Annotated in this window: 15 protein-coding genes and 1 pseudogene; 6 read left to right on the forward strand and 10 right to left on the reverse strand. The window is 38.6% G+C overall.

What is annotated here, in order from left to right:
• Positions 1-41: 41 nt before the first annotated feature.
• Complete coding sequence (locus tag DW721_RS09495) at positions 42-272, reverse strand: helix-turn-helix domain-containing protein (RefSeq protein ID WP_003505382.1); 231 nt, start codon at positions 270-272, stop codon at positions 42-44.
• 174 nt (positions 273-446) lie between these two features.
• Here DW721_RS09495 and DW721_RS09500 point away from each other — a divergent pair, with 174 nt between their 5' ends.
• From DW721_RS09500 to truA (DW721_RS09525), 6 genes and pseudogenes are all read left to right on the forward strand, one after another.
• Entirely contained in the window at positions 447-1,076 is a 630-nt protein-coding gene (locus DW721_RS09500; RefSeq protein ID WP_015520978.1) for a helix-turn-helix transcriptional regulator, read from the forward strand.
• Positions 1,077-1,162: 86 nt separating this feature from the next.
• Positions 1,163-2,458, forward strand: coding sequence for a tyrosine-type recombinase/integrase (locus tag DW721_RS09505; RefSeq protein WP_118333201.1), 1,296 nt, complete (start codon positions 1,163-1,165; stop codon positions 2,456-2,458).
• Positions 2,459-2,792: 334 nt separating this feature from the next.
• Positions 2,793-3,230 (forward strand): radical SAM mobile pair system MarR family transcriptional regulator, encoded by a 438-nt coding sequence (locus tag DW721_RS09510; protein ID WP_015567822.1) that lies wholly within the window; start codon positions 2,793-2,795, stop codon positions 3,228-3,230.
• Positions 3,227-3,917 (forward strand): annotated as a pseudogene (locus DW721_RS09515) (radical SAM mobile pair protein A). The gene DW721_RS09510 and the pseudogene DW721_RS09515 overlap by 4 nt, the downstream one beginning before the upstream one ends.
• Positions 3,905-4,813, forward strand: a complete 909-nt coding sequence (locus DW721_RS09520; protein ID WP_055945035.1) for a radical SAM mobile pair protein B — start codon at positions 3,905-3,907, stop codon at positions 4,811-4,813. Before DW721_RS09515 ends, DW721_RS09520 begins: the two are co-directional and overlap by 13 nt.
• Positions 4,814-4,846: 33 nt before the next feature.
• Positions 4,847-5,584, forward strand: coding sequence for a tRNA pseudouridine(38-40) synthase TruA (gene truA / locus DW721_RS09525; protein WP_118745593.1), 738 nt, complete (start codon positions 4,847-4,849; stop codon positions 5,582-5,584).
• Positions 5,585-5,603: 19 nt separating this feature from the next.
• On the opposite strand, the gene coaBC is transcribed toward truA (DW721_RS09525), so the two are convergent.
• The 9 genes from coaBC to DW721_RS09570 form a co-directional block, all read right to left on the reverse strand.
• Positions 5,604-6,800 (reverse strand): bifunctional phosphopantothenoylcysteine decarboxylase/phosphopantothenate--cysteine ligase CoaBC, encoded by a 1,197-nt coding sequence (gene coaBC, locus DW721_RS09530; RefSeq protein ID WP_118745594.1) that lies wholly within the window; start codon positions 6,798-6,800, stop codon positions 5,604-5,606.
• A gap of 132 nt (positions 6,801-6,932) precedes the next feature.
• On the reverse strand, positions 6,933-7,331 hold the full coding sequence (gene panD / locus DW721_RS09535) for an aspartate 1-decarboxylase (protein ID WP_022013680.1): 399 nt from the start codon (positions 7,329-7,331) through the stop codon (positions 6,933-6,935).
• Between the two features lie 87 nt (positions 7,332-7,418).
• Positions 7,419-8,261 carry a pantoate--beta-alanine ligase gene (gene panC, locus DW721_RS09540; protein WP_118745595.1) on the reverse strand — a complete coding sequence of 281 codons (843 nt, stop codon included), beginning with the start codon at positions 8,259-8,261 and terminating at the stop codon, positions 7,419-7,421.
• A gap of 123 nt (positions 8,262-8,384) precedes the next feature.
• Entirely contained in the window at positions 8,385-9,212 is an 828-nt protein-coding gene (panB, locus tag DW721_RS09545) for a 3-methyl-2-oxobutanoate hydroxymethyltransferase (RefSeq protein ID WP_055945044.1), read from the reverse strand.
• 59 nt (positions 9,213-9,271) lie between these two features.
• The gene (locus DW721_RS09550; protein WP_118745596.1) at positions 9,272-10,150 is read right to left on the reverse strand and encodes a Rossmann-like and DUF2520 domain-containing protein; all 879 of its coding nucleotides are present in this window, start codon (positions 10,148-10,150) and stop codon (positions 9,272-9,274) included.
• A gap of 173 nt (positions 10,151-10,323) precedes the next feature.
• A complete protein-coding gene (gene truA / locus DW721_RS09555) occupies positions 10,324-11,247 on the reverse strand; it encodes a tRNA pseudouridine(38-40) synthase TruA (protein ID WP_118745597.1) in 924 nt (307 codons plus the stop codon).
• An 82-nt stretch (positions 11,248-11,329) separates the two neighbouring features.
• Positions 11,330-12,745 (reverse strand): ATP-binding protein, encoded by a 1,416-nt coding sequence (locus tag DW721_RS09560; protein ID WP_118745598.1) that lies wholly within the window; start codon positions 12,743-12,745, stop codon positions 11,330-11,332.
• Between the two features lie 346 nt (positions 12,746-13,091).
• Positions 13,092-13,400: a hypothetical protein gene (locus DW721_RS09565; RefSeq protein WP_118745599.1), complete on the reverse strand. Its 309-nt coding sequence runs from the start codon at positions 13,398-13,400 to the stop codon at positions 13,092-13,094.
• Complete coding sequence (locus tag DW721_RS09570) at positions 13,397-13,951, reverse strand: hypothetical protein (RefSeq protein WP_147355398.1); 555 nt, start codon at positions 13,949-13,951, stop codon at positions 13,397-13,399. The genes DW721_RS09565 and DW721_RS09570 overlap by 4 nt, the downstream gene beginning before the upstream one ends.
• Positions 13,952-13,992: the final 41 nt, after the last annotated feature.

A 13,992-nucleotide genomic window follows, 5' to 3' on the forward strand; every position in this document is an offset into this window, starting at 1 on the left:
GTCTGATAGAACCTTTGGCGGTTTCGTAGGAAGCCGCCTTTTTAAGTTGCCACATTTCTTGTGACAGCTTTTACATTTCCTTTATCCCTCAGATCTCGCCCCTCGTTGGCTTCCATGAACTTTTCCAGAATGTCAGTTTTAATAAGGACTTTTCTTCCGACTTTTAATACCGGAAGCTTCTTCCATTCAACCAGCTTTCTCAAAGTATTTCTGCCAATTCCTGTATAGTCGGCTGCTTCCTCGATGGATAATGCAATCTTTCTTTCCGTCATCTTGTCACCTCCTATTAAATTGCATTATGCAATTTTTGTTGTGCTGTTAGTATAGCGGTTTTATATTGCGTTGTCAAGCGTTATGAAATTTTAAAATTAATCATTAGATTGCATATTGCAATTACGTGAGGTACATGCTATAATTCATACATACCGAAAAAGGAGGCAATCAGCATGAAAGATAAAGAATTACGCAAGCTGATAGGCAGCAGGGCAAAACAGCGTCGTCTGGAATTAAATCTGACACAGCCTTATGTTGCAGAGAAGATGGGAGTTACAGCTTCCACAATCCTGCGTTATGAGAATGGTTCGATTGACAATACCAAAAAGATGGTGCTGGAAGGTCTTTCGGAAGCACTTCATGTATCTATTGAATGGCTCAGAGGTGAAACCGATGAATACGAAACCGATATTACGGATAAGAAAGAATTACAGATTCGTGATGCAATGGGCGATATTCTCAAACAGCTACCTCTCGACCTTAGTAAAAAGGAAGATGCTTTTTCAAAAGATTTACTGCTGTTAATGTTAAAGCAATATAACCTGTTTCTGGAATCATTCCAGTTTGCCTGCAAGAATTACAAGGGCAGCACGAATGAATCGGATATTGCAAAGGTAATGGGGTTTGAATCGAATGATGAATATAACGAGATTATGTTTCTCCGGGAGATCACCCATACTGTTAATGCCTTTAATGACATGGCAGATATTGTAAGGCTCTATTCCAAGAAACCGGAAATGGCAGAACAAAGGCTTGAAAATCTTTTATCAGAAGTTTTGTATGAAGATTCCGATTCGGTATAGAACGACAACCGGAGTTATGATATACTTACACGCAAGAAGCATTTCATCAGTTCCGATTGTCTGATATCGAAAGGAGACACACGATTATGGCAAAAGGATCTGTAAGAAAAAAAGGAAAGAAATGGTACTACCGCTTCTATGTAGAAGATGCAAGCGGCAATCTAGTTCAGAAAGAATACGCTGGAACAGAAAGCAAAAGTGAAACGGAAAAACTGCTCCGTCAGGCAATGGACGATTACGAAAGCAAAAAATTCATTGCAAAGTCGGAAAATATTACAGTTGGAGAATTACTTGATATATGGGCAGAGGAAGAATTAAAGACCGGTACTCTCAGTAATGGGACAGTCCAGAATTACCTCGGTGCAATTACCAACATCAAGAAGCATCCAATTTCAGAGAGAAAGTTGAAAAATGTAACATCTGAGCATTTACAAGCCTTCTTCAATCTGCTTTCCTTTGGTGGCACTTATCCAGATGGTTCAGAAAGAAAAGGTTATAGCAAAGATTACATTCGTTCTTTCTCGGCAGTATTACAGCAGTCATTCCGGTTTGCAGTATCACCAAAGCAATATATCACTTTCAATCCGATGCAGTATATTAAGCTGAAATACCAGACGGATGAGGTTGACCTGTTTTCTGATGATGACATGGATGGCGATATACAGCCAATTCCACGAGAGGATTATGAAAGACTGATTGAATTTCTACAGGATTACAATCCACCGGCAATACTTCCAATCCAGATAGCTTATTATGCAGGACTTCGTATCGGTGAAGCCTGTGGTCTGGCATGGCAGGATGTAAATCTTGAAGAACAGTGCCTTACAATCAGACGCAGTATCCGCTATGATGGTTCAAGGCACAAGAATATCATCGGACCAACCAAACGAAAAAAGGTAAGGATTGTTGATTTTGGAGATACACTGGCAGAGATTCTTCGTAATGCCCAAAAGGAACAGCTTAAAAACCGAATGCAGTACGGAGAACTTTACCACAAAAACTACTACAGAGAAGTAAAAGACAAAAACAGAGTTTACTATGAGTTCTATCATTTGGACGGAACAGAGAATGTTCCAGAAGATTATAAGGAAATATCCTTTGTCTGCTTAAGACCGAATGGAAGTTTGGAACTGCCAAGCACGTTAGGAATTGTTTGCAGGAAGATTGCTCAGAAACTGGATGGATTTGAAGGATTTCATTTTCACCAGTTGCGACACACCTACACAAGCAACCTTCTGGCAAATGGAGCAGCTCCGAAAGATGTACAGGAACTGTTAGGACACTCAGATGTCAGTACCACAATGAATGTCTACGCCCATTCCACAAGAAAAGCCAAGCGGGAATCCGCAAAGTTACTTGATAAAGTGGCAGGCAACGACTAAATAAAACTTTCCCTTATTTCCCTTACGATTATCTCATAAGGGCAAAAATAAGGGAAAATACATATCATTTCACTAATGAATGGGCTGGAATGTCTGTAAAATAGGGAAAGTTAGAAATATATTTCGGCAAACTGGAATTGACCGAGCTCTTTGAGCGAGGGATGCTTCTTGTCCGAAGGGCAAGAAGATGGGCTATAGATTAAAATTGTAGATTAATAACTTCCAGTTTGAAGAATTGAAAAAAACGGAATTTACCTATTAAGACATATAAACTCTTGACAATAAAACTCCTATATAGTATGTTTTTAATAAACTACTATATAGGAGCTTTTGTATGGAAATGAATGGAGGATTTCTTGTCACCAAAATAAAACAGCTTGGAGACCGGATTTTCGAGAAGATTCTCAGCGAAAAGAATATTGATGCGTTTAATGGAGCCCAGGGGCGTATTCTTTATGTGCTGTGGCAGGAGGATGGTATCTCAATCAGGTCACTCTCGACTAAATGCGGATTAGCGATAACATCTCTTACTACGATGCTGGAAAGAATGGAAAATCAAGGGCTGATAAGCCGTGTTCAGTCTAAAACGGACAAAAGGAAAACACTTCTGTTTCTGACTGAGAAAGCACATGCCTTAAAGGGCGAGTACGATTCTGTATCTGATGAGATGGGCAGTATTTACTACAAAGGTTTTTCAGAGGAAGAAATTACCCGGTTTGAGGAATGCCTCGACCGCATCAGAAAGAATCTTGAGGAGTGGCAGAAGTCATGAGTATTTGTATCAAAGATCAGATTCAGAACATGAATATCGTCATTGGCTGCACAGTGGGGTGTGCATATTGCTATGCCCGCAACAACGTGAAACGCTGGCATATGATTGATGACTTCGCTGCCCCTGAATTCTTTCCGGGTAAGCTCAAGATGATGGAAAAGAAACGTCCGCAGAACTTTCTTCTTACCGGCATGAGCGATCTCTCCGGATGGAAGCCGGAATGGAGAGACGAGGTATTTGAAAAGATCCGTGAAAATCCACAGCATCAGTTCCTGTTCCTTACCAAGCGACCTGATTTGCTGGATTTTGATACCGATCTGAAAAACGCATGGTTTGGCGTTACGGTGACGAGGAAAGCAGAACTGTGGCGTATCGACGCCCTTCGAACAAACGTCAGAGCAAAACATTACCATGTTACCTTTGAGCCGTTATTCGACGATCCCGGCACAGTTGACCTTTCCGGAATCAATTGGATCGTTGTCGGCACCATGACCGGAGCTCAGAGCAGGAAGATTCATACGGAGCCGGAATGGGCATGGTCTCCTGGCGGACCAGGCACATAAGCTCGGCATTCCGGTGTTTATGAAGGAAGACCTTGTCCCTATCATAGGGGATGAAAATATGATTCAGGAAATGCCGGAAGAATTTAATAAAGTGTTAGAGGTACAGAAATCATGGAAGAAGTAATGAATGGAATCCTCATTCGTGAGGTGGAAACAAAGAACATCATGACTAAGTCTAGTCTGCCGGTAGGCGGTTACTCGGTCAACCCATATGTGGGCTGTACACATGCCTGCAAGTATTGCTATGCTTCTTTTATGAAGCGCTTTACCGGGCACAAGGAGGAATGGGGCACTTTCCTTGATGTGAAGCATTGGCCGGAAATTAAAAATACGAAGAAATATGCCGGACAGCGGGTGGTCATCGGTTCTGTGACAGATGGCTACAATCCACAGGAGGAGCAATTCGGGAATACCAGAAAACTTCTGGAGCAGCTGATCGGCAGTGACGCAGATATTTTGATCTGCACAAAGTCGGATCTTGTAGTACGGGATATTGATCTGCTGAAGAAGCTTGGACGTGTAACCGTTTCATGGTCGATCAACACACTAGATGAAAATTTCAAGAACGATATGGACTCTGCTTCGAGCATTGAGCGCCGTATCGCTGCTATGAAGCAGGTATATGAAGCAGGTATCCGTACAGTCTGTTTCGTATCCCCGGTATTCCCTGGTATCACGGATTTTGAAGCAATCTTTGATCGTGTAAAGGATCAGTGCGATCTGTTCTGGCTCGAAAATCTCAATCTTCGAGGCGGTTTCAAAAAGACAATTATGGATTATATCGCCGGAAAATATCCTGATCTTGTACCACTTTACGACGAGATCTATAACAAGCATAACCGCAGCTACTTTGAAGCACTTGAAGTAAAAGCTGAGAAAATGGCTAAGAAGTATGATTGTGCCTTTGTGGATAATGAAATGCCTTATGGCAGAGTCCCGCAGGGACATCCGGTGATAGTAGATTATTTCTATCATGAGGAAATCCGTGGGACAGAGAATACCGGAAAAAGAAATCGCTAACTTCCAATTTATCAAACCAAATACGGAGGAACTATGACAAATTTTAAACTTACGATACAATATGATGGGACGCGCTTTAGCGGCTGGCAGAAACAGGGCAACACCGACAACACCATTCAGGGAAAAATAGAAAATATCTTAAGTAAAATGACCGGTGAAGAAATAGAAATTCACGGTTCAGGCAGAACAGATGCAGGAGTTCATGCAATAAAGCAGATAGCAAATTTTAAAACAAATGCCACATTGTCCGAAACTGATATAAGGGATTATATAAACCAATATCTGCCGCTCGATATACGCATTTTGAGTGTTGAAAAAGCTGATAACCGCTTTCATGCAAGACTTAATGCCAAAGGAAAGCATTACAGATATACTATTGACAATGGTGAGGTGGCAAATGTTTTTGAGCGAAAGTATATGACAAGACTTACAGAAAACTATGATATAGAGGCTATGAAAAAAGCTGCCGTATATCTTATCGGTGAACATGATTTTAAAAGTTTCTGTGACAATAAACGCATGAAGAAATCCACAATACGCAGGATTTCTGACATACAGATTAACAATTCTGACGGGATAATAACAATTGATTTTTACGGAAACGGTTTTCTATATCATATGGTGCGTATCCTTACAGGAACTTTACTTATGGTGGGCACTCATGAACTTTCATGTGATGATATTCCGGATATAATAGAAAAAAAATCCCGTGATGCAGCCGGATTTACGGCTCCGCCACAGGGACTTTGTTTAGTTGAGGTGGATTATTGATTTACCGACGCAGGCAAAATTAATATATCTTTTCAACAATCTCATCAAGTATGGCTGCTGCCACATCTTCTTTGCTCATCTGCGGCAGCTTTCTGACCTCATCTTTTGTTATGAGCGTGACTATATTTGTGTCTGTTCCAAAGCCTGCCCCTTCTACTTTTAGATTGTTTGCTACTATCATATCCACATTTTTCTTTTCAAGTTTCTTTTTGGAGTTTTCCAACATATTTTGTGTTTCCATCGAAAATCCACAGATAAACTGATTTTCTTTTTTGTTTTCTCCAAGTGTTTTTAATATGTCTTTTGTCCGCTTGAGCGGTATTGACATTTCACCGCCGTCTTTTTTCTTTATCTTTTCATCGGCTGTATTTTCAGGTGTGTAATCGGCTACCGCTGCCGCTTTTATGATAATATCCTGTGCATCTGCTCTCTTTATGACTTCTTCATACATCTGAGCGGCACTTTCTATCTGCACTGTTTCTACAAATCGTGGCGGTAAAAGATTTACAGGTCCACTTACAAGTGTTACTTTCGCTCCTCGTCTTGCGGCTGTTTTTGCCACCGCATAACCCATTTTTCCGGTTGAATGATTTGAAATAAATCGCACCGGGTCTATTGCTTCCATTGTAGGTCCTGCTGTCACAAGTACATTTTTTCCTGTTAAATCTTTTTCAAATAATATTTCCTGAAGAATAAAATCAAGAAGTGTGTCCTCCGACGGCATTTTTCCAGCACCAACATCCTTGCAGGCAAGAAGCCCCACATCAGGCTCTATGACCTGCATACCAAATCGTTTTAACTTAGCTATATTATCCTGAACGATTGGATTTTCATACATATTTGTATTCATGGCAGGTGAGATTATCTTCTTGCACTTGCAAGCCATAACAGTCGTTGTCAGCATATCATCCGCTATTCCATTTGCAATTTTTCCGATAACATTTGCCGAAGCCGGAGCTATAAGCACAACATCCGCTTTTTTTGCAAGTGAAACATGCTCAACATTAAACTGGAAATTTCTGTCAAATGTGTCTATAAGACATTTATTTCCCGTAAGCGTTTCAAATGTAATCGGATTTATAAAATTAGTTGCATTTTGTGTCATCAATACATGAATGTCTGCGTGAAGTTTTGACAGCATACTTGCAAGATTTGCAATCTTATAAGCCGCAATACTTCCTGTTACGCCTAAAACAACCGTCTTTCCCTTTAACATAATTTTATCCTCATTTCCGGCTGCCGTTCACATCTTAGATGCGTCTGGCAACAATTTGCACACTATTAAAACTAACATCTTATTATTTAAGTTACAGCCTTGTATATTGTATCATTGATATTAACCAGATAACTATTTTACTGCTTCCTGTGTAAGTGTACCATATTTTTCATAAGATGACACCTTAGCAATCTTGTTTTCATCATCAACAAATACAACTTTTGGTTTATGTTCCTTAACTTCCTCAGGTGACATCTGACAGTAGCACATAATAATAACATGGTCGCCTACCTGAACCTGTCTTGCTGCTGCACCATTTAGGCATATCATTCCACTTCCCGGCTCACCTGCTATTGTATATGTTTCAAATCTGTTTCCGTTCTCAACATCGACTATCTGCACAAGTTCGTATTCATATATCCCTGCCGCCTCCATAAGTTCAGGGTCAACAGTGATACTTCCCACATAATTTAACTCAGCCTGTTTAACTACTGCTCTGTGAATTTTACCTTTAAGCATTGTAACTGTCATATTTTACTCCATTTCCAAACAGACACAACTCACTACTTCACAAAGGATGTATAAAAACAAGATGTGCCTATCATACATAATTATTTTTTACTCAACGATGAAATTGTCAATAAGTCTTGTCTTTCCAATATAAACGGCTATAGCTGTAAGTACAGGTCCGTCAATCTTTTCTACAGGCTCAAGTGTATTCCAATCGACAACCTCAACATAATCAATCTTCGCAAGAGCTTCCTTCTCTATTATATCAGTAATTGTTTTCTTTACCTTTGCCGCATCCTTCTCGCCATCATCAACAAGTTTTCTGCCCTCTTTTAATGAACGGCTGAGTACAAGTGCAGCCTTACGCTCGTCCTCACTAAGATAAGTATTTCTTGAACTTTTTGCAAGACCGTCCTCCTCACGGATAATAGGACATCCTACAATCTCGATACCAAAACTAAGGTCATTTACCATGTGTCTTATGACTGCAAGCTGCTGTGCATCCTTCTGACCGAAATAAGCTCTGTCAGGAGTTACAATATTAAATAATTTTGCAACAACAGTACAAACTCCACGGAAATGAATAGGTCTTGTCTTTCCACAAAGACCGCCTGTAAGTGTATTCATATCAACAAATGATGAGAAATTATCATCATACATTTCCTCCGGTTCAGGATGGAATATAAGAGACGCACCCGCTTTCTCACAAAGAGCCGCATCCCTGTCCATATCTCTCGGATAACTCTCTAAATCCTCTGTAGGTCCAAACTGCATAGGATTAACAAAAACGCTGACAACAACTTTGTCATTCTGCTCAACTGCTTTATCTATAAGACTCTTATGTCCCTCATGAAGATAACCCATAGTAGGTACAAGACCAACCGTAAGACCAGCCTTTCTCCACTCTCTAACCTGTTCCCTGACTCTCTTAATACTACCTGTAATTTCCATTGTTTTTGCTCCAATCTATATATAATCAAAAATGTTTTTTTCTGTTTGTTTCACTCATATAATTTTCACAAAAAATAATCATATGCAAGCATACACTATTTCTCTTAGAAAATTACATTCATTTTAATACAATTTTTCCAAAACATCCTCATCAATCTTAAATGTGTGTTCCTGTGCAGGGTATGTACCTGCTGAAACCTCACTGATATAATCCTTAAATGCCTGTTTCATCACATCACCGACATTTGCAAATTTCTTGACAAACTTAGGTACATAATCTGAAAACATTCCAAGCATATCCTGATATACAAGTATCTGACCGTCACAGCCTGCTCCTGCACCTATTCCGATAGTTGGAATATCAAGTTTTTCAGTAACAATCTTTGCAAGTTTTTCAGGAATACATTCAAGTACAACTGCAAAAGCTCCAGCCTCCTGTACTGCAAGTGCATCCTCGATAAGTTTCTTTGCTGCTTCCTCTGTTTTTCCCTGAACTCTGTTGCCGCCAAATGCATTTACAGACTGTGGTGTAAGTCCGAGATGAGCCATAACAGGAATTCCTGCTTCAGTTATTGCCTTTATCTGCGGGCACACACTTGCTCCACCTTCAAGTTTAACTGCTCCTGCGCGTCCCTCTTTCATAAGACGGCCTGCATTGATAAGTGCATCTCTTGTTCCCGTCTGATAAGACATAAACGGCATGTCTATAACAACCATAGTATCACTTGTTCCCCTGGCAACTGCTGCCCCATGATGTATCATGTCTTCAACAGTAACGGAAATCGTATCTTCATAACCAAGCATTGTATTTCCAAGAGAATCTCCGACAAGAATAGCATTTATACCTGCTTCTTCCATAAGTCTTGCTGTTGAATAATCATAGGCGGTAAGCATTGTAAGCTTTTCACCTTTTTCCTTTGCCATCTGAAATGTTCTTACTGTGTTTTTCATAATTTAATTCCTTTCCGAATACCTGCCTTTTGTGGGTCAGGTTTCTTTGCATTGACAAATTACATAATCTTTCTTAACTCACTGTAATCCCTGTCGGGATTTTTCTTCTCAGACATTTTAATAAGTCGCTCTCCTACACTTTTATATATCTTAAGTGCGTCCGTGCCCTCAAGTGCTTCAATGTGTTTTTTAACAGTTCCCGTATCATTTCTTATAACGGGACCTGTGAGAGCATCTAAAGTTCCATTTTCAATCAAGGATTTAACATTTCCCATTGTCAATGGACCTAAAAGAGAAAACGCATCTTCGTCGGTAAATCCACAGTCTTTTAAAAGTTCAAGTGCAACATCAAAAATTCCGACAACATAATTGCTTGCAAATGCCGCCGCCGCATGATATTTCACTTTATCAGAAGCCTTTAACATAAAAATCTTATGATGTAATTCATCTCCAAAAAGCTCCTGCATCACCTTTACTGCTTTACTGCTTCCCTCCATTGTGAGCCTTGCCGTATTTAATTGTCTATATGATGTAAATTTGTCGCTGAACGCATACATAGGATGAATAGAAATCTTTTCTGCCTTTGTTTCCTCTATTCCTGAAAATATATCAGATGATAATGAACCGCTAAAATGACATATGATTTTTTGTTGCAGATTATAATTTTTAATCTGCTCCCACACTTTTAAAATAATATCGTCAGGTGTTGTTATACATATAACATCACATTCATTCACCAGTTCTTCCGGTGAAGCATATGCTTTTGAATTTGTAAAAGTCGCTGCAATGTCAACGCTTTTGCTTGTTCTGCTATAATAACCTTTAATCTTTGCAATGCTGCTGTTTTCACACAGATACTTTCCCATGCTGCAACCGACAGCTCCTGCTCCTATAAAACCTATATTTATATTACCACCTCCACATTTATCACCATTCACAATTATGGCATATCAGCTCTTACAGCCGATGCTAATTTGCAAATGACAGTAATCTGTATTTTGCAGAGGTCACATTATCCCTGATGCAGTTTCTTTTCATTCTATATCCGAATACCGCTCGCAAATGAGATAATAGCACAATCTAAGGTGCATTGCAAGTGTGGATGAAGTTTTCACACATACCTGATTTCCACAAGTTTTAGTCCCTTAGCCGGTGCTGTCGGTCCTGCTTCTTTTCTGTCAGCGGATTTTATTATATCTTCCATCTGCTCCGGTGCTACATTTCCTTTTCCCACTTCAAGAAGTGTTCCGGCGATTATCCGTACCATATTGTAAAGGAAACCATTTCCATTCACCCTTATTTTTATCAGTCTGTTATTTTCCTGTTCTTCACCAGTCTTAATATTTGCCAATCTGGTATTTTCCTGTTCTTCATCAACTTTAATATTTACCAGTCTGTTATTTTCCTGTTCTTCATCAGTCTTAATATTTACATCATCCGATATTTTTTCACATTCCGTTTTCTTTTCTGCATGATTTTCTCTTTGCACTCCACCAAGTTCCATGCACTCAACTTCCAAACTGTATATTGTCCTTACCGTTGTTTTTACCTGTGCTCCCGCCGAACAAAATCCTGCAAAGTCATGTTCTCCTATAAACGCTTTGCACGCTTTTTTCATGGCTTCAATATCGAGGTTTCCATAGTCAAAATGTGCCGTGTTTCTGTATTCGGGCAATGGAAATCTTCTATTTAATATAGTATATTCATATGTTTTTCTGCACTCCTGATAACGGGGATGAAAATCTCTATCTACTTCCTCTGATTTCTGTATTATTATGTCATCAGGAAGCCGCTGGTTTAAAGCATAAGAAAATTTTTCTCCGGGGATACGGCTCTCTGTATCAAATACAGCCACATTGCCTAGTGCATGAACTCCCGCATCCGTCCTGCTCGCCCCTATAACCTCTATCTGTTCCCCTGTAAGTTCAGATATTGCCTTATTTAATTCGCCCTCTATCGTATCAGCATTTGGCTGAACCTGCCATCCGTGATAATTTGTGCCGTCATAAGCAACTGTTAATTTTATTCGTTTCATTTATATTCCTCGTCTTTAATCATTTTTCATCAATTCCTAACAAAACTCAATCTCCCTAACAACTTTAATTTAAAAATTATCATTAAAACAAATCATCCATTGTTACCACCGACTGTACTTCCTGTGAATATGAATTTTCAACAAGACCATATGTTGTGATAATAGTTGGATATATGGCATATTTTGTCCCAGAAACAGTAATCAGATCATTTATTTTATTTCTGATATTTCTATCAACTTTTTCAGTTATCGTGTATTCAGATTGTGAATATTTCATTTCGCACAAATTTATAACCTGATCTTTTCTCACTATCAGCATATCTATCTGAGAGCCAAACACTCCATTATCCAAATCAGCCTTACAATACCATGAATTAACCTCAGTAAGCACCCCTGAAATTCCTAATTTAACTTTTATCTGTTCAATATGCTCCATGCATACCCGCTCAAATGCCAATCCCATCCATGTGTTCACCAGCGGAGTATTAATCTGATTTGTCCAAAAATGTTCATCCGTAGGTTGAGATTTCAGAAACTTGAAATAAAACAATGTGAAGCAATCCATTAATTGATATATGGCATTTTTCTTTTTCATTCCAAATGCGTAATATTTTCGGATAAAACCGCAGCTTTCAAGTTCTTCAAGTTTTGTAGTCAAATCCCCTGAATTAGAAATTTTAGCAGCATTTATAATCTCTTCTCTTGTCATTCCCACTTTTTTTGTTCCCAGAGCCTCTATTATCTTTACATAATTTTCCGGTTTTTTAAACACAGAAGCATACAGATACTTAAACTCGTCTCTAAGAGGTGCATCCTTCTCAAACAATATCCGGTCAATATTTTGCGACAGACTTAGCCCCTTTTTTAAAAATCCCCAATAATACGGCACTCCACCAAATATCATATAATATTGTAATATCTGATTTCTATTGAAAGCCAAACCGGAATTTTTTACATACTCCTCACATTCTCCAAGACAAAAAGTCCGCAAATGTATCTGTTCCGTAAGCCTGTTGTATAATCCGCCTTTATTATGAACAACTTTTGAAAGCATCCATGATGTTGCAGACGCACATACAATAAGCACTATATCCTTTCTGGCTGACGCAAATCCATTCCAAAAATTTTCAAGTGCAACCATCAGATCACATTTGGGAGTATCCATCCACGATAACTCATCAATAAAAATTATCTTTTTCTTTTCACTTGACTTCCTAATCAAATCCTTTAAATATTCAAAAGCTTCAAGCCAGTTTTTTGGCTGTTTTTTCACTTCATAGCCTGCATCCTTTAAAGATGAAACAAATGCAAATATCTGTCCTTTCATTCCACTATCTGACAAACCTGCGTGCTGAAATGCAAACCTATAATCAAAAGCTTCGCGTATCAAAAAAGTCTTTCCGACACGCCTGCGTCCATAAATTGCTAAAAAATGAGAACTGTCATCATTTTGTATTTCATGTAATAAATTTATTTCCTTTTTTCTTCCTATAAGCATAGCATGTGTCACCTCCAATGAATCATCACTATTGTCTACTTATTTATTTCGGTATAACAGCGCATATTTATATAATATTATAATTTGCTTAATCACTGTTTTTTATATACTTTAAGCGAATTATAGCATTGTTTTCAACCAAAAACAAGGACAAAGTGAGTACCCCGGCTTCAGCTCTACTGTCTCTTAATTTTGGAGGTATTGCAACACTTTGCGTGCAAAAAAATATTGCTATAATCTTCTTAATCTTAATAAAAATAACAGATTAAGAAGATTATAGCTACAAACAATTACCAAGTGGATATTCGCAATCCTCTCTGCCACTTGCTCATAATACTTTTAGCTGCTACCACAATTTATCAAATACATTTTCAGGCATATGCGAAAACACCATATCAGCTCCAGCCATGCACATCGCAAAGAAAACTATCATTATCAATATGACAACCGCCGCAAAATCATATGTTCCTGATTTTTCAGGGGCAAAAAAACTGTAATATAATATCTCACCGCCGAGAACAATAAGTATCAAAGGCCAGAGATGAAATATAAGCATATAGTTTAGCACACCACCAAATATATGTATCAGAAACAATATTCCAAATACCACAAGCGAAATTCCTAATGTAATCGTACCTATTCTGCGCTGTCTCATTTGTCATCTCTCCCCTCAAAATACTTTTCATTTTCATCAAATTCTATTTCCTGCTTTTTTCCGGCTATCATTCTAAGTCCGACAGCTATTATAACAAACGCAACAATAAACTGTGGTATATAATGAAGTAAAAATTGGTTTACTTCATATGATATATATATTCCCATTCCTGCAAGTACCGAAACAACACTGTTGCACAACATATATATGCCAAAACATATTAAAACTATTGCTAAAATCTTTCTTCCTTTACCCTTTGGCAGCTTCGGCAGACAATCCAAGTTATCTCCCCAGATATAAGCATCTTCAAGCATTGCAAATTCTTCATCAGGCATTGAGTTTTTGTTCATAGCATCAAAAAACGCATAGAACCATACAATTATTGCACCAAGTGAAAGTACGCTAAGATACAGCCAGTGCGAAACAATGAAAATCCCAAAAAATACTGTCATAAGGCTGACGCCCTGTTTAAAAAATCCCAAAAACATCTGTCCCGCTCCCGGCATACACGAAAAACAGAATGTCAAAAACTTATTTCTTTTATGTGTCATATTAATCCTCACTTCTACACACTTTTTGCATATCAGATTTG

This window comes from Clostridium sp. AM27-31LB (assembly GCF_003480745.1).
GTDB classification, from domain to species: domain Bacteria; phylum Bacillota; class Clostridia; order Lachnospirales; family Lachnospiraceae; genus Butyribacter; species Butyribacter intestini.